General features: G+C 68.3%; 16 protein-coding genes. 10 read left to right on the top strand and 6 right to left on the bottom strand.

Annotated features, from left to right (window positions below):
• Nucleotides 1-127: 127 nt before the first annotated feature.
• On the bottom strand, nt 128-334 hold the full coding sequence (locus J2850_RS02160; protein ID WP_246512704.1) for a hypothetical protein: 207 nt from the start codon (nt 332-334) through the stop codon (nt 128-130).
• Nucleotides 335-618: 284 nt separating this feature from the next.
• The gene (locus J2850_RS02155) at nt 619-2,934 is read right to left on the bottom strand and encodes a carbohydrate-binding domain-containing protein (protein WP_209978274.1); all 2,316 of its coding nucleotides are present in this window, start codon (nt 2,932-2,934) and stop codon (nt 619-621) included.
• Nucleotides 2,935-3,345: 411 nt separating this feature from the next.
• Here J2850_RS02155 and J2850_RS02150 point away from each other — a divergent pair, with 411 nt between their 5' ends.
• The gene (locus J2850_RS02150; RefSeq protein WP_209978272.1) at nt 3,346-3,831 is read left to right on the top strand and encodes an acyl-CoA thioesterase; all 486 of its coding nucleotides are present in this window, start codon (nt 3,346-3,348) and stop codon (nt 3,829-3,831) included.
• A gap of 91 nt (nt 3,832-3,922) precedes the next feature.
• On the opposite strand, the gene J2850_RS02145 is transcribed toward J2850_RS02150, so the two are convergent.
• Complete coding sequence (locus J2850_RS02145) at nt 3,923-4,705, bottom strand: lysophospholipid acyltransferase family protein (RefSeq protein WP_209978271.1); 783 nt, start codon at nt 4,703-4,705, stop codon at nt 3,923-3,925.
• 169 nt (nt 4,706-4,874) lie between these two features.
• Between J2850_RS02145 and ftsE the strand changes: the two genes are divergently transcribed.
• The 4 genes from ftsE (at nt 4,875) to hemP (ending at nt 7,630) form a co-directional block, all read left to right on the top strand.
• Nucleotides 4,875-5,570 (top strand): cell division ATP-binding protein FtsE, encoded by a 696-nt coding sequence (gene ftsE, locus J2850_RS02140; RefSeq protein WP_209978269.1) that lies wholly within the window; start codon nt 4,875-4,877, stop codon nt 5,568-5,570.
• A 4-nt stretch (nt 5,571-5,574) separates the two neighbouring features.
• Nucleotides 5,575-6,468: a cell division protein FtsX gene (locus tag J2850_RS02135; protein WP_209978267.1), complete on the top strand. Its 894-nt coding sequence runs from the start codon at nt 5,575-5,577 to the stop codon at nt 6,466-6,468.
• Nucleotides 6,465-7,133 (top strand): YdcF family protein, encoded by a 669-nt coding sequence (locus tag J2850_RS02130; RefSeq protein ID WP_307353616.1) that lies wholly within the window; start codon nt 6,465-6,467, stop codon nt 7,131-7,133. Before J2850_RS02135 ends, J2850_RS02130 begins: the two co-directional genes overlap by 4 nt.
• 329 nt (nt 7,134-7,462) lie before the next feature.
• The gene (gene hemP / locus J2850_RS02125; RefSeq protein WP_209978263.1) at nt 7,463-7,630 is read left to right on the top strand and encodes a hemin uptake protein HemP; all 168 of its coding nucleotides are present in this window, start codon (nt 7,463-7,465) and stop codon (nt 7,628-7,630) included.
• A 101-nt stretch (nt 7,631-7,731) separates the two neighbouring features.
• Here hemP and J2850_RS02120 read toward each other — a convergent pair whose 3' ends face one another.
• The gene (locus J2850_RS02120) at nt 7,732-7,932 is read right to left on the bottom strand and encodes a heavy-metal-associated domain-containing protein (protein ID WP_209978261.1); all 201 of its coding nucleotides are present in this window, start codon (nt 7,930-7,932) and stop codon (nt 7,732-7,734) included.
• 362 nt (nt 7,933-8,294) lie between these two features.
• On the opposite strand from J2850_RS02120, the gene J2850_RS02115 reads away from it, so the two are divergent.
• The 5 genes from J2850_RS02115 (at nt 8,295) to J2850_RS02095 (ending at nt 12,338) form a co-directional block, all read left to right on the top strand.
• Nucleotides 8,295-8,723, top strand: a complete 429-nt coding sequence (locus J2850_RS02115) for an SRPBCC family protein (protein WP_209978259.1) — start codon at nt 8,295-8,297, stop codon at nt 8,721-8,723.
• 96 nt (nt 8,724-8,819) lie between these two features.
• Nucleotides 8,820-10,211 (top strand): GntP family permease, encoded by a 1,392-nt coding sequence (locus tag J2850_RS02110; RefSeq protein WP_209978257.1) that lies wholly within the window; start codon nt 8,820-8,822, stop codon nt 10,209-10,211.
• Nucleotides 10,212-10,213: 2 nt separating this feature from the next.
• Nucleotides 10,214-10,873 carry a CoA transferase subunit A gene (locus J2850_RS02105; protein WP_209978255.1) on the top strand — a complete coding sequence of 220 codons (660 nt, stop codon included), beginning with the start codon at nt 10,214-10,216 and terminating at the stop codon, nt 10,871-10,873.
• Between the two features lie 17 nt (nt 10,874-10,890).
• Nucleotides 10,891-11,544: a 3-oxoacid CoA-transferase subunit B gene (locus tag J2850_RS02100; protein WP_209978253.1), complete on the top strand. Its 654-nt coding sequence runs from the start codon at nt 10,891-10,893 to the stop codon at nt 11,542-11,544.
• A gap of 5 nt (nt 11,545-11,549) precedes the next feature.
• On the top strand, nt 11,550-12,338 hold the full coding sequence (locus J2850_RS02095) for a 3-hydroxybutyrate dehydrogenase (RefSeq protein ID WP_209978251.1): 789 nt from the start codon (nt 11,550-11,552) through the stop codon (nt 12,336-12,338).
• A 108-nt stretch (nt 12,339-12,446) separates the two neighbouring features.
• On the opposite strand, the gene J2850_RS02090 is transcribed toward J2850_RS02095, so the two are convergent.
• Nucleotides 12,447-12,827, bottom strand: coding sequence for a ribbon-helix-helix domain-containing protein (locus J2850_RS02090; RefSeq protein WP_209978250.1), 381 nt, complete (start codon nt 12,825-12,827; stop codon nt 12,447-12,449).
• A gap of 106 nt (nt 12,828-12,933) precedes the next feature.
• Entirely contained in the window at nt 12,934-13,644 is a 711-nt protein-coding gene (locus tag J2850_RS02085) for a Crp/Fnr family transcriptional regulator (protein WP_246512701.1), read from the bottom strand.
• Nucleotides 13,645-13,733: the final 89 nt, after the last annotated feature.

Below are 13,733 nucleotides of genomic sequence, written 5' to 3'. Positions count from 1 at the left end.
GAACGAGGCGGACGAACGGCATGGAACCGTTCCTTCGAGTCTACGCCCGCTCTATGCCGCCGATCCATCCTCAAGGACGCAAGGCACGCCTGCCCCGGTCTTCGTGCAGACGGAAAAGCCTGTGGTCTTAACGGCGGCCGGCGGCCGGATGGGCAACCGTGCGGCTTCCCTGGGCGGCCGTGCGGCCGGTGCGCGTGGCGATGGCGGCGCCCTGGATGGTGCGCTGGCTGCGGCGCTGCTGCGCCATTTCGACCTCACGGCGGAAGTTCGGGCCGAGCGCCTCGTAGGCGGCCTTCAGCTCGGGGTCGTTCATCCAAAATTCACGGCGATCCATGATTTCCTCTTGAACTGGCTGTCGGCCGGCAGCAGGCCGGCCGGGCAGGCGCCCAGCCGCCCGGGTTTCGCGCGGGATATCCGATGTTTTCAAAAAGCGGATGCCGTGCGCTTTCCTTACGGGCGGGGCAGCTTGACCGCATGACAGGTTGGGGTGGCGAGTCTTGTCTTCAAGATCCCCCCGGCGTTTGTCGGTGAGACTTTTCGAAAGCGATAACGTCTTGCCCACGCCCAAGGTTCCAGCCGGAAAAAAGGCCGGCGCAATTGCGCCGGCCGTCATAGGCGTCACGCGTGATGCAGAAGGCCCATCTGGTCGAAGGGCAGGGCGACGAACCCCTCGCCATAGGCCGGCGAGTTGGAGGCCAGCGTGTAATCCCCGGCCCCCGGGTTGATGAAGTGGGGGTCCATCCACTCCGAGCCCTTGTCGTAGCCGGCCGCCTGCCAGTTCTGCAGCGTGCCGGTGGTGCCGCTGGGCAGCACCTGCGGCCAGACCTGGAACAGCTTGCCGTTGGCCTGGGCGCCCGAATACTCGTTGTCGTGGAAGGTGCCGGCGCCGCCGGGACCGTAGATGTCCACCGCCGTGCCCTTCGAGGTGTCGAAGATGTTATGGTAGATCTCGTTGTTCGACATCACGTGGCCCTTCCAGCCGCTCCAGGCAACGCTCTGCTGCAGGCCCATGGCGTCGCCGGTGTTGCCGGCGACGAGGTTGTTCACCACCGTGTTGTTCCAGCCGCCGTGCAGGAACAGGCCGCCGATGTTGCCGTGGACGTAGTTGCCCTTCACCGTGGCGCCGCTGGTCCAGTCGTCGAGATAGATGCCCCAGCTCGCCACCTGGCCCGACGGGTTGGTCGCCGTGGTGCCGGTCACCTCGTTGTTGACGACGGTGTGGTTCGTCAGGTCCTGCTGGCGGTTGATCAGGTAGATGCCGCCGCCGTCGTTCGATTCCAGGTTGGCGTCGATGATCTTGTTGTAGGCGATGGTCGCGCGGTAGGTCGCGTCGCTGCCGTCCGTCTGCACCGAGCCGACGGCGATCGCCTTCTCCGGCGAGTCCTCGATCTGGTTGTGCGTGACCTTGACGTCGGAGCTGCCGTTGACCCAGATGCCGGCGTCGCCGCGGTCGGCGGCGTTGGGATGGCGGATCAGGTTGTCCGACACCACGGTGGCGTTGGATCCGGCCTTGACGAAGATGGATTCGGCGCCGGTGCTCTCGAACTGGTTGCCGACGACCTGGCTGTTGGCGCTGTTCTGCACCGTGATGCCGTAGCCGCCGCCCTTCACGACATTGTTGGCGAAGACCAGGCCGGAGGCGTTGTCGGCGAAGACATAGTGCCCGCTCGCCACGCCGTCGGTGAAGGTCAGCCCCTCGATGGTGACGTTCTTGGCGCCGCCGACGCCGATCGACACCGATGCCTGCGAGCCGCCGTGGATCACCGCCTTCTCGTTGCCGTAGCTGGCGAAGGTCACGCCGGAGTCCTGGCCGTCCAGCCACAGCGGGCTCTTCAGGTGGTAGTCGCCGCCGCGCACGTAGGTGGTGTCGATGTCGCTCGACCGCATGGCCGACTGGGCCTTCTGCAGGCTGGCGAAGGGACCGTCGGTGCCGTCGGCGTTGGGAGCCACCAGCTTGCCCGACCAGCTATCCTTGCCGTTGGTGGCGACGTAGAAGCCGGGGCCGGTCGGTTCCGGGATGGTGGGGGTGGTCGGCGTGGTGGGCGTCGTGGGCGTGGTCGGGGTGGTCGGGGTGGTCGGGGTGGTCACGGAGCCGGCCGGGAAGTCATGCGCGGGGGCGTCGACCACCAGCGTTCCGTTCCACCACATCCCCTTCTGGCCGGCGACGACGTCGCGGCCGTCGAGCGCGCCCTTGTCGTAGGTCACGGCACTGTCGGTCGCGGCGTACTTGTGGCCGTTGATGGTGACGCTGTTGACCGTCAGGCTGCGGTCCTGGCCGTTGACGATGCTGTCGTTGTCGTACTGGATCTGGACCTTGTGGGCGACCTTGTCGGCCACGTCGGTGGTGAAGCTGTAGTCCTTGCCGCTCGTGCCCACCGTGGCGTCGCCGACCAGCTTGCCGTCGACGAGCAGCTTGAAGTGCGCGTTCACACCGCCGGCCGCGACGCCCTGGGCGTTGACGACGATGGTGTCCTTGCCGGTGGTGCCGGCCTCAGGCGTGGTGGGGGTCGGCGTCGGCGTGGTGGGGGCAGGGGAGGTGGAGGCCGGGAAATAGCTCTTGTCGGCGTTCACCACCAGCGTGCCGTTCCACCACATGTTGGACTGGCCGGCGACCACGTCCTTGCCGTCGAGCGCGAACTTGTCGTAGCTGACGATGCCGGCGTTCGGGGCGATCGCCTTGCCGCCGATGCTGATGCTGTTGACGGTCAGGTTGCGGTCCTGCCCGTTGACCGACCCGTCGTTGTCGTACTGGATCTGGACCTTGTGCGCGGTGTCGGCGGTCAGAACGGGGGTGAAGACGAAATCCTTCGCCGTGGTTCCGGCGGTGCCTTCGCCCACTTTCTGGCCGTCGACAAGCAGGGTGAAATGCGCGTTCGTCCCGCCGGCGGCGATGCCCTTGGCGTTCACGACGATCTTGGTGGTGGTGCTGGCCATCGGTTCGGTGTCCTCGCCTGATGTGCGCCCGGCGCCGGGTGGGCGCTGATGGGGCGTGATGTCCGTTCTGGGCCTGAAGCCGTGTGCGGGGCGAAGATGGCGCGGGGCTGCGGGATCTTTGTGTGATGTTTTTGCCGGATATCCGACGAATGCGGGACAAATTGTGGTCGGCCGGAACGGCGGGCTTGCCGGCCGGTTAAAGCGTTTGCAGTGCAGCATTTCCGCAACAGCATCCGGGCAGAAACACTGGGGGAATCCCGAATCGCTGCACGAAGCCATTGAATAAAAGGTGGTTTTCCCTGATTGTTTGGGGTGGCCGCAACTGCCGGATGAACGGCTTTCGATGCGGCAACCGTCCGGACCAGGCACCCCGGTGCCGGGCCTACGCGCGGAACAAGGATCGAACGAGAGATGCACGAGTATAGCGAGCGGCCGCGCCGCGCAGACGAACACCCCAGCCACCGGCCCCTGCCGCCGGGCTGTTTCCGGGTGCAGCGGCCCATTCGCTTTTCCCACAGCGACCCGGCCGGTATCGTCTATTTCCCGGTCTATTTCGACATGTTCAACGGCGCGGTGGAGGACTGGTTCACCCAGGGCCTGGATATCGACTATGCCAGCATGATCCTGGAGCGCCGGATCGGCCTGCCGATCGTCCACGCCGACTGCGACTTCCTGATCCCCAGCCGGATGGGCGAAACGCTGACGCTGGGCGTCCTGCTGGAGCGGCTGGGCCGCAGCTCCCTGCAGCTTCGCATCAACGGCGAGCATGACGGGCAGGTGCGGCTGTCTGGCAGCCTGACGCTGGTCACCACCTCGCTGGACAACTTCGCCGCCGTGCCGATCCCCGACGACATCCGCGTGGCGATGGAACGCTATCAGGCCGGCTGCGCGCTCTGAGCCATCGGGCGCAGCCCGCTTAAAGCCGCCGGGCGCAGCCCGCTCCGGGCCAACAGGCGCAGCCCGCTCCGAAAGCGGGCTGCCGCCGTCCTCAGGGCACCGCCGGCGCCGCCTGCTTCTCCTTCGCCGGCTCGGCGGCGGCAGGGCGGACGGTCGGTGGGCCGCCGGCGGCGGTGACCAGGCGGTCGCTCGCCGCCTCCAGCCGGTCTTCCAGGTCGCGCATCGCCTCTGCCCGTGGCAGGCCGGGGGCGATCGGCGGCAGGAACTCCACCACCACGGTGCCCGGACGCTTGAGGAAGCTGTGGCGCGGCCAGTAGAGGCCGGCGTTCAGCGCCATCGGCACGATCGGAATGCCGAGGCTCTCGTAGAGCATGCCGACGCCGATGCGGTAGGGCCGGTAAGTGCCGGGGGCGACGCGGGTCCCCTGGGGAAAGATCACGATCGGGCGGCCCTGGTCGCGCACCGGGCGCGAGTTGCGGATCAGCGACTTGATCGCCGCCCCGCCGGCGCCGCGGTTGACCGGGATCATCTTCGCCTTGGCGGCGTACCAGCCCCAGATCGGGATCCACATCAGCTCCCGCTTCAGGATGATCGCCGGGTCCTTCACCAGCAGGTGGAGCTTCATCGTCTCCCAGGCCGACTGGTGCTTGGCGGCGAGCAGGAAGGGGCCGTCGGGCAGGTTCTCCCGCCCGCGCACCTCGTAGCGGATGCCGACGAGCGTGCGCTCCAGCCAGCCGACGCTGCGCAGGTACCAGACCACCACCGCGACCATCTGCGGACGCGGCAGCAGCAGCATCCACAGCAGGGCGATGCACATCACCGCGGTCCAGGCATGGAACGCGATGTTGAAGGCGAGGGACCGGATCCAGATCATGGCCGGCAACTTGTCAGGTCTTCATCGACTTCTCAAGTATTCCCCGCTTGCGGACCGCCGGCGCTGGCCGCCGCGGCGGCGGGGGGACGCGAGCAAGGGGCGGGTGGACTCCTCCCCGGCGCCGGTGCATTGTCCCCGGCGCGGGAGGGCAGAAGGTTTTGGTGGGACCGTGATTCGTTTCGAGAATGTCGGCTTGCGGTACGGGACCGAGGCGGAGGTCCTGCGCGACATCAGTTTCACCCTGCTGCCGGGCTCCTTCCATTTCCTGACAGGCGCCAGCGGGGCGGGCAAGTCGTCGCTGCTGAAGCTGATGTATCTGGCCCACCGCCCGTCGCGCGGCCTCGTCACCCTGTTCGGCCGCGACATGGCGATGGCCACCCGCGCCGAACTGCCGGAGCTGCGGCGTCAGATCGGCGTGGTGTTCCAGGACTTCGCCCTTCTCGACCACCTGTCGGCGCTGGACAACGTGGCGCTGCCGCTGCGCATGTCGGGCACGCCGGAAGCCGACATCGTCGCCCACTGCACCGAGATCCTGCGCTGGGTGGGACTGGGCAACCACCTGCACGCCAAGCCCTCCACCCTGTCGGGCGGCCAGAAGCAGCGCGTCGCCATCGCCCGCTCGGTCATCAACCGGCCGCGGCTGCTGCTGGCCGACGAGCCGACCGGCAACGTCGACGACGGCATCGGCATGCGCCTGCTCTACCTGTTCGAGGAATTGCACAAGCTGGGAACCACCGTGGTGATCGCCACCCACAACGAGGCGCTGATCCGCCGCTTCGACCATCCGCACCTCCATCTCGACAGCGGGCGGCTGCAGGTCCGGCCGGCCCGCAACGGCCGCCATCCCGACACGCGGTGGGAGTAGCGGCATGGCGCTACTCCCCGTCCGCCCCCGTTCCGACCTGCCGCTGGCGGTCGATCCCAGCGCCCGCTTCCTCGGCTGGATCACCGCGCTGATGGTGTTCCTGGCAGTGCTGGCCTCGGCCGGCGCCATGCTGGTGTCGGACATGGCGCGGCGCTGGGACAACGGCCTGGCCGGCGGCCTGACGGTGCAGGTGGCGCCGCTGCCGGGCGCCCCGGTGACGCCGCTCGACGAACGGGCGGAGGCGGCTTTGACCGTCCTGCGCGCCTCCCCCGGCATCCGGTCCGCGGTGCTGCTGTCCGGCGGCGAGATCGCCCACCTGCTGGAGCCCTGGCTCGGGCCGGAGGCGGCCGATCCGCTGCTGCCGATGCCGCGGCTGATCGACGTCGTCACCGACGGGCCGGTCGACGTGGCGGCGTTGCGGCTGCGGCTGGCTTCCGCGGCGCCGGGCGCGACGCTGGACGACCATGCGGTGTGGCTTGCCGACCTCCGGTCCTTCGCCGGGGCGGTGCGGCTGGTGGCGCTCGGCGTGGTGGTGATGATCGGGGCGGCGGCGGTGGCGACCGTGGTCTTCGCCGTGCGCACCGGCCTCGCCATCCACCGGCCGGTGGTGGAACTGCTGCACCTGATGGGCGCCACCGACCGCTACGTCTCCCGCCAGTTCGAGCGGCATGTGGTGGCGATGAGCCTGCGCGGCGGCAGCATCGGCCTGCTGCTGGCCGGCGGCGCGCTGTTCGGCCTGCATCGGGCCTCCCAGGGACTGCGGGCCAGCATGCTTCCCGATCTGGCGCTGGCCTCCTGGCAATGGGCGGCGCTGCTGCTGGTGCCGCTGGCGCTTGCCCTGCTGGCGCTGGTCACCGCGCGCTGGACCGTGCTGCGCACGCTGGGGTCGATGCCGTGAGGACGGGGGCCGGCGGACGGGTTGGCGGAGGCGGCAGTGGAGGCGGCAGCGGGCGCCGCGGCGGGGTGGTGGCGCGGGCGGTCGGGACCCTGCTGGCCGGAGCGCTGCTGCTGGGGCTGGCCTGGGCGGCCGGGCTGGTCTGGTATGCCGGCGACGTGCCGCGCAGCTCGCCCGATGCCGGCCGGCAGACCGACGCGATCGTCGTGCTGACCGGCGGCAGCAACCGGTTGAGCACCGGGCTGGAGCTTCTCGCCGCCGGACGGGCGAAGAAGCTGTTCGTCTCGGGCGTCTATGACGGGGTCGAGGTGCAGGAGCTGCTGAAGCTGTCCCGCCGGTCGCCGACCGAGCTGGAATGCTGCATCACGCTGGGCTACTCCGCGGAGAGCACCATCGGCAACGCCTACGAGACGGCCGACTGGATGCGCGACCAGGGGTTCCGGTCGCTGCGGGTGGTGACGGCCAACTACCATATGCGCCGCAGCCTGCTGGAGCTGTCGATGGCGATGCCCGACATCGAGCTGGTCCCCTATCCCGTGGTGGCGCCCACCGTCCACCTGGAGGAATGGTGGCTGTGGCCGGGCACCGCGAGCCTGCTGGTCAACGAGTACAACAAGCTGCTGCTGGCGACGCTGCGCTGGCTGATCCATTCGGCGGTGGGAGGCTGATCCGCCCGGCGGCGGGCGTGGGGCGGGTGAATGGCCGCGATCTCGCCGGCCTCGACGCCGCCGTCCGCGCCGCGGTCGGCACCATGCTGCAAGGATGAGGAGCCTGGCGCTGGCCGACCGCGTGGTGGATCTGGCGGCCGGCCCGGGCGGACCGGCCTTTGCCGGCGAGGGGCCGGACGACGACCGAAGCAGAAGAGAATGAGAATGACTTGCAATTGGGTCGGAGCGCGGTTACTGTCTCTCCAAGGTTGACGCCCGGGCGACGTCGAACGCTCCGTTTCGGACAGGCACGCCCATCCTGCCACGCCGTTCTGCAAGAAAGACACGCCATGCACGACAGCGCCGTCTCCGTTCCCGCTTCCTTCACCGCCGTTTCCCTGCCGGTTGTGGAATCCGCCCGCCTCATGTCGGGCAGCCGCGAGATCGTGATCCAGCACGCCGGGCAGAGCTATCGCCTGCGCGTGACCCGCGCCAACAAGCTGATCCTGACGAAATAAGCGTACAAAACAATCAAACGAACCTTCCGGGAAGACGCCACCGAGAATGGGCGCCTGGCCGTCATGGCCAGGCGCCCATTGTCTTTAGGCTCGGCAACCGGTCAGGCCTGCCCCGTCACCTCATAGCCGGCGTCCTCGATGGCTTGGCGGATCGTGGCCTCATCGGCCTTGCCCTCGACCGACACTTCGCCGGCATTCAGGTCGACCAGGGCACGCTCGACGGCCGGCAGCGCCTCCACCGCCTTGGTCACGGTCTGGGCGCAATGGCCGCAGGTCATCCCGGACACCTTCAACGTCAGCATGGCTCTTCTCCCTCGGCAGCATGATGATGCGATGGGGCGAGGATGGGGCTTCCAGCGATGGGAAGGTCAAGCCCCCATCCGGACTTGAGACTTCCCGCCCGGCCCGGACCTCAACCATCCCCGGGGAGCTTCGTCCCGCTCCACCCCTGTTCTCTGATTCGAGACAATATCTCGACATAGAGACAGTATGGTTATTATTTGTCTCGAAAAAGAGAATTGAAATATCACCGCCGATGCCGGGCGATGGATGAGGTTTTGTGGACTTTCAAGGCATTAACGGCTTTTCACCGACCCCGCGGAGCACTGGCACGCGCCTTGCTGAAAGCGGGCATCCCCGCCGGGGATCCTCATGGAGAGCCGCGATGCCGCTGGTCACAGCATCCACCCTTCTGCCCGCCCCGGCGCGCCGCGTCTGGTCGCTGGTGCGCTGGGACGGTGCGTTGGGCGAGTGGTATCCCGGCGCCGCCTCCATGACGGTGGACGGAACGGAGAAGGGGGCGCTCCGGCGGCTGCAGCTTTACGACGGGTCGCGGGTGGTCCACCGGCTGGAGCATGTCAGCCGGATCGACGACGCCTACACCTACGCGGTGGTGGCGGGACCCTACCCGGTGGACGGCCTCCTGGCCCAGATCCGGCTCAGCCCGGACGGGGGTGGCCAGGCGCTGCTGCATTGGACAGCCACCTTCAATCCGCTCAAGCGGCCGGAGGACGACTCCGAACGCTTCGTCCGCGGCCTCTACGAGGCCGGCATGGCACGCCTGCGCGCGCTGCTTCGTCCCGCAAGCGGGTGACGGCGCCGGTCGGCGCGGGTCGCGGTCCCGCCCGATGCCGTCGCCAGCCAAACAAGACCATAAGGCCCAACAAAAACATAAGGGAGTATCGCCTAAATGAGTTTCCTGGTCTGCGTGGGAGCGCTCGCGTTCCTCATGCTGGTCGCCTATCGCGGCTTCAGCGTGATCCTCTTCGCGCCCGTCGCGGCTCTCGGAGCCGTGCTGCTGACCGACCCGTCCGCCGTGCCGCCGATCTTCACCGGCCTGTTCATGGACAAGATGGTCGGCTTCGTGAAGCTGTACTTCCCGGTCTTCCTGCTGGGTGCGGTGTTCGGCAAGGTGATCGAGCTGTCCGGCTTCTCCAAGTCGATCGTCTCGGCCGTCATCAAGATGGTCGGCCGCGAGCGTGCCGTGACCTCCATCGTGCTGGTCTGCCTGCTGCTGACCTATGGCGGCGTGTCGCTGTTCGTGGTGGTCTTCGCCGTCTATCCCTTCGCCGCCGAGATGTTCCGGCAGGGCGACATCCCCAAGCGCCTGATCCCCGGCGTGGTGGCACTCGGCGCCTTCACCATCACCATGGACGCGCTGCCGGGCACGCCGCAGATCCAGAACATCATCCCCACCACCTTCTTCAAGACCGACGCCTATGCCGCCCCCTGGCTCGGCCTGATCGGCTCGGCCTTCATCCTGGTGGTGGGCCTCCTCTATCTGGAATGGCGCGTCCGCTCGGCCATCGCGCGCGGCGAGGGCTATGGCAGCGGCCACAGCAACGAGCCGGAGCCGGTGGCGGCCGAATCGCTGCCCAACCCGATCCTGGCGCTGTCGCCGCTGGTCGCCGTCGGCGTGCTGAACAAGCTGTTCACCCTGGCCATCCCCAGCGTCTACGGCGCCACCAACGAGGTGACGCTGACCCCCGGCACCAAGCCGCTGGTCACCCAGGTGTCGTCGGTCGCCGGCATCTGGGCGGTCGAGGGCGCGCTGCTCTGCGGCATCCTGATGGTCCTGGCCTTCGCCTGGAAGCCGGTGTCGCAGCGCTTCGCCGAGGGCACCAAGGCCGCCATCGGCGGCTCGCTGCTGGCCGCCATGAACACCGCCTCGGAATACGGCTTCGGCGCGGTCATCGCGGCGCTGCCCGGCTTCCTGATCATCCGCGACGCCCTGTCGGCCATCCCCAACCCGCTGGTCAACGAGGCGGTGACCGTCACCGCGCTGGCCGGCATCACCGGTTCGGCGTCGGGCGGCATGAGCATCGCGCTGGCGGCGATGGCCGACCAGTTCATCACCGCCGCCAACGCCGCCGGCATCCCGATGGAGGTGCTGCACCGCGTCGCCTCCATGGCCAGCGGCGGCATGGACACCTTGCCGCACAACGGCGCCGTCATCACCTTGCTGGGCGTCACCGGGTTGACGCACCGGCAATCCTACGGCGACATCTTCGCCGTCACCTGCATCAAGACGCTGGCGGTCTTCTTCGTGATCGCCGTCTATTACCTGACCGGGATCGTCTGATCATGAAGAACAAGCTCATTTCCCTGGAAGACGCCGTCGCGCGCATTCCCGACGGCTCGTCCCTGCTGATCGGCGGCTTCATGGCCGTCGGCGGCCCCAACCGGCTGGTGGATGAACTGATCCGCCAGGGCAAGCGCGACCTGACCATCATCGCCAACGACACCGCCCGGCCCAACAACGGGCTCGGCAAGCTGGTGGTGGAGAAGCTGGTGCGCCGGGTCGTCACCAGCCACATCGGCCTGAACCCCGAGACGCAGAAGCAGATGATCGCCGGCGCCATCGAGGTCGAGCTGGTGCCGCAGGGCACCCTGGCCGAGCGCATCCGCGCCGGCGGCGTCGGGCTGGGCGGCGTGCTGACCCCCACCGGCGTCGGCACGACGGTGGAGGAGGGCAAGCGCACGGTCGAGATCGACGGTGCCACCTATCTGCTGGAAATGCCGATCAAGGCCGATTTCGCCCTTGTCGCCGCCAAGCAGGCCGACCTGTACGGCAACCTGACCTACGCGCTGACCGCCCGCAACTTCAACCCGCTGATGGCGATGGCCGCGGCCACCGTGATCGCCGAGGCCGAGGACATCCTGCCCGTCGGCTGCATCCCGCCCGACGCGGTGATGACGCCCTCGGTGCTGGTCGATTACATCGTCGCCGCAACGCCGCGCTGACCGGGGAGTAGAGAGCCATGGATGAAAAGACCCTGATCGCCAAGCGCGTCGCGCTGGAACTGATGGACGGCGACCTCGTCAACCTGGGCATCGGCCTGCCGACCCTGGTCGCCCGCTACGTCCCCGCCGGGCGCCACGTGTTCTTCCAGTCGGAGAACGGCATCATCGGCATGTCCGGCCCGATCACCGGGGCGGAAAACCACGACCTGACCGATGCCGGCGGCTCGCCCATCTCGGCCCTGCCGGGAGCGGCGTCCTTCGACAGCGCCCTCTCCTTCGGGCTGATCCGCGGCGGCCACCTGGACGTCACCGTCCTGGGCGGCCTGCAGGTCGACCGCGAGGGGCGGCTCGCCAACTGGATGGTGCCGGGCAAGATGGTGCCGGGCATGGGCGGCGCCATGGACCTCGTCACCGGCGCCCGCCGGGTGATCGTCGCCATGCAGCACAGCGCCAAGGGCGAGGCGAAGATCGTTGAGCGCTGCGCGCTGCCGCTGACCTCGGTCCGCCGCGTCGACCTGGTGGTGACCGACCTCGCCGTCATCGAACCGACCGATGCGGGCCTCGTCTTGAAGGAAACCGCCCCCGGTGTCACGGTGGAGCAGGTCCTCGCCAACACCGGGTGCGAGCTGATCATCGCCCCGGATCTCCGTTCCATGCCGCTCGAGGGATAAGAAGAATGACCAATCTGAAGGGGAAGGCCGCGCTCGTCACCGGGTCCACCAGCGGGATCGGCCTCGGGATCGCACGGCAGCTTGCGGGGCAGGGCGCCGACCTGATGCTGAACGGCTTCGGCGACGCCGGCTACATTGCCGAGCTGTGCCGGTCGCTGGGCGAGGAGTTCGGCGTCCGCGTCGCCCACAACGGCGCCGACATGTCGAAGCCCGAGGAGATCGAGGCGATGGTCGCAGCCACCGAGGCGGCCTATGGCCGCCTCGACGTGCTGGTCAACAATGCCGGCATCCAGCATGTGGCGGCGGTCGACGCCTTCCCGGTGGAGCGCTGGGACGCGGTGATCGCCATCAACCTGTCGGCGGTCTTCCACGGCAGCCGCGCCGCCCTGCCGGGCATGAAGCAGCGCGGCTGGGGGCGGATCATCAACATCGCCTCGGTCCACGGGCTGGTCGGGTCGGTCAACAAGTCGGCCTACGTCGCCGCCAAGCACGGCGTCATCGGCCTGACCAAGGTGACGGCGCTGGAACTGGCGGAGACGAACATCACCTGCAACGCCATCTGCCCAGGCTGGGTGCTGACGCCGCTGGTGCAGAAGCAGATCGACGCGCTGGCCGCCACGCGCGGCATCGCGGTCGAGGAGGCCGGACGCGAGCTGCTCAGCGAGAAGCAGCCGTCGAAATCCTTCGTCACGCCCGAGCAGCTCGGCGAGCTGGCGGTGTTCCTGTGCTCGGAAGCCGCCGGCAACATGCGCGGCGCGGCGCTGACCATGGATGGCGGCTGGACGGCGCAGTAAGCGCGCGGTTTACAGCGTCGCGGCGGTATAGCCGCGCAGAGGCTGCGCATCGCGTCCCCGCATCGCGCCCCCGGCCAGGGGGGCGGTGCGGGGCCTGATGCGGGGGCGTCAGCCCTCGCCGGCCGCCGGCACGACGTCGAAGGGCGTGGCGATGAAGGGGCGGCCCTGGCCGTGTCCGGCGCGGGCATGGCCGCGTTCGGTCGCCGCCTGGCGGAAATAGCCGACCACGAACACCCGGATCGCATTGGCGAGCGACACGCCGGCCTGTACCGACTGGCGGCCCTGGCGGGTCATCCTGTCCTGGACGTCGGCACAAAGCTCCTCCACCGTCAGGTCCTCCCGGCGGCAGATTTCCTCCAGCCCTTCCCAATAGGACGGCTCCAGGCGGATCGTGACCTCCCGCTTGGACAATTTCAGCGTGCGGGAGGTCAGAGACGCAACCCCTGGGGATTGATTGTTGCGTGGTGAATTTTTCCCGTCGCTCGACATGACTCCCATTCCTCGTGCTGTCCGTGTGATTGCCCCCACACGGTGTCCACTATAGCGCGCTTGCAACTCCGGCTGTGAAAAACTTTCGGCAGGTAAGGAATCATCCTTATAGGCCACCCTCGGGATCACCGGCCATGTCCCTGAGGAGAGCGAGGTCGTTGATGACGATGAACCCTTTGGCGTATGTCACCGCGCCAGTCCGGCGCAGCGCGCCGAGGCACTTGTTCACCATTTCCCGGGTGACGCCGAGCATGTTCGCCAGCGATTCCTGCGAGAGTGGCAGGGTCAGCCGCAACCCGGCCGTGGTCGGCTGCCCGTAGCTGTCGGACAGCAGCAGCAGCCGGCGGGCGAGCCGGCGCGGAACGTCGTGGAAGACGGCATCCTCGATGTTCTCCGACACCCAGCGCAACCGCTCGCACAGCACCACCATCATGCGGGTGCACAGGCGCGGATGGCGTTCCAGGAAGGGAATGAAGTCGGCGCGGTCGACGCGGTAGAGCTCCACCGGCCGCAGGGCGACGGCGGCGGCCGTGCGTTCCCGTCCGTCGATCAGCGCGATCTCGCCAAGGACGTCGCCGGTCTCCAGGATGTTCAGCAGCATCGTCTTGCCGTCCGCCGAGGAGGTGCGGATGGCGATCTGGCCCTTCAGCACGGCGAACAGGCTGTCGCCGGGGTCACCCTTCTGGAAGATGGTCCGGTCGGCATCGAAGCGGACGATACGGCCAAGTCCCAGCAGCTCCGCCATCTGGCCGGGGTCAAGCTCGCCCAGCAGTCGGTTGCGCCGCAGCACCGCCGCGACATCCATCGGCGCAGTCATCCGTCCATCCAGATCCCGTTTCGCAGCCCGCCGGGCCGGCTTGCCACCTGGCCGCGCCGCAGCGGTGGGATCACTCTACCCGATGTGGG

It is taken from the genome of Azospirillum picis (genome assembly GCF_017876115.1).
Classification (GTDB): domain Bacteria; phylum Pseudomonadota; class Alphaproteobacteria; order Azospirillales; family Azospirillaceae; genus Azospirillum; species Azospirillum picis.
The sequence above is the reverse complement of the archived record's forward strand: the minus strand, read 5'-3'. Positions and strand labels throughout refer to the sequence as shown.

What these genes read in the sequence shown, in the direction of transcription:
- J2850_RS02090 (WP_209978250.1), bottom strand. Translation starts at nt 12,827, where the DNA reads ATGTCGAGCGACGGGAAAAATTCACCACGCAACAATCAATCCCCAGGG.
- hemP (WP_209978263.1), top strand. Translation starts at nt 7,463, where the DNA reads ATGCACGACAGCGCCGTCTCCGTTCCCGCTTCCTTCACCGCCGTTTCC.
- J2850_RS02085 (WP_246512701.1), bottom strand. Translation starts at nt 13,644, where the DNA reads ATGACTGCGCCGATGGATGTCGCGGCGGTGCTGCGGCGCAACCGACTG.
- J2850_RS02115 (WP_209978259.1), top strand. Translation starts at nt 8,295, where the DNA reads ATGCCGCTGGTCACAGCATCCACCCTTCTGCCCGCCCCGGCGCGCCGC.
- J2850_RS02145 (WP_209978271.1), bottom strand. Translation starts at nt 4,705, where the DNA reads ATGATCTGGATCCGGTCCCTCGCCTTCAACATCGCGTTCCATGCCTGG.
- J2850_RS02100 (WP_209978253.1), top strand. Translation starts at nt 10,891, where the DNA reads ATGGATGAAAAGACCCTGATCGCCAAGCGCGTCGCGCTGGAACTGATG.
- J2850_RS02120 (WP_209978261.1), bottom strand. Translation starts at nt 7,932, where the DNA reads ATGCTGACGTTGAAGGTGTCCGGGATGACCTGCGGCCATTGCGCCCAG.
- J2850_RS02105 (WP_209978255.1), top strand. Translation starts at nt 10,214, where the DNA reads ATGAAGAACAAGCTCATTTCCCTGGAAGACGCCGTCGCGCGCATTCCC.
- J2850_RS02150 (WP_209978272.1), top strand. Translation starts at nt 3,346, where the DNA reads ATGCACGAGTATAGCGAGCGGCCGCGCCGCGCAGACGAACACCCCAGC.
- J2850_RS02095 (WP_209978251.1), top strand. Translation starts at nt 11,550, where the DNA reads ATGACCAATCTGAAGGGGAAGGCCGCGCTCGTCACCGGGTCCACCAGC.
- J2850_RS02135 (WP_209978267.1), top strand. Translation starts at nt 5,575, where the DNA reads ATGGCGCTACTCCCCGTCCGCCCCCGTTCCGACCTGCCGCTGGCGGTC.
- J2850_RS02110 (WP_209978257.1), top strand. Translation starts at nt 8,820, where the DNA reads ATGAGTTTCCTGGTCTGCGTGGGAGCGCTCGCGTTCCTCATGCTGGTC.
- J2850_RS02155 (WP_209978274.1), bottom strand. Translation starts at nt 2,934, where the DNA reads ATGGCCAGCACCACCACCAAGATCGTCGTGAACGCCAAGGGCATCGCC.
- J2850_RS02160 (WP_246512704.1), bottom strand. Translation starts at nt 334, where the DNA reads ATGGATCGCCGTGAATTTTGGATGAACGACCCCGAGCTGAAGGCCGCC.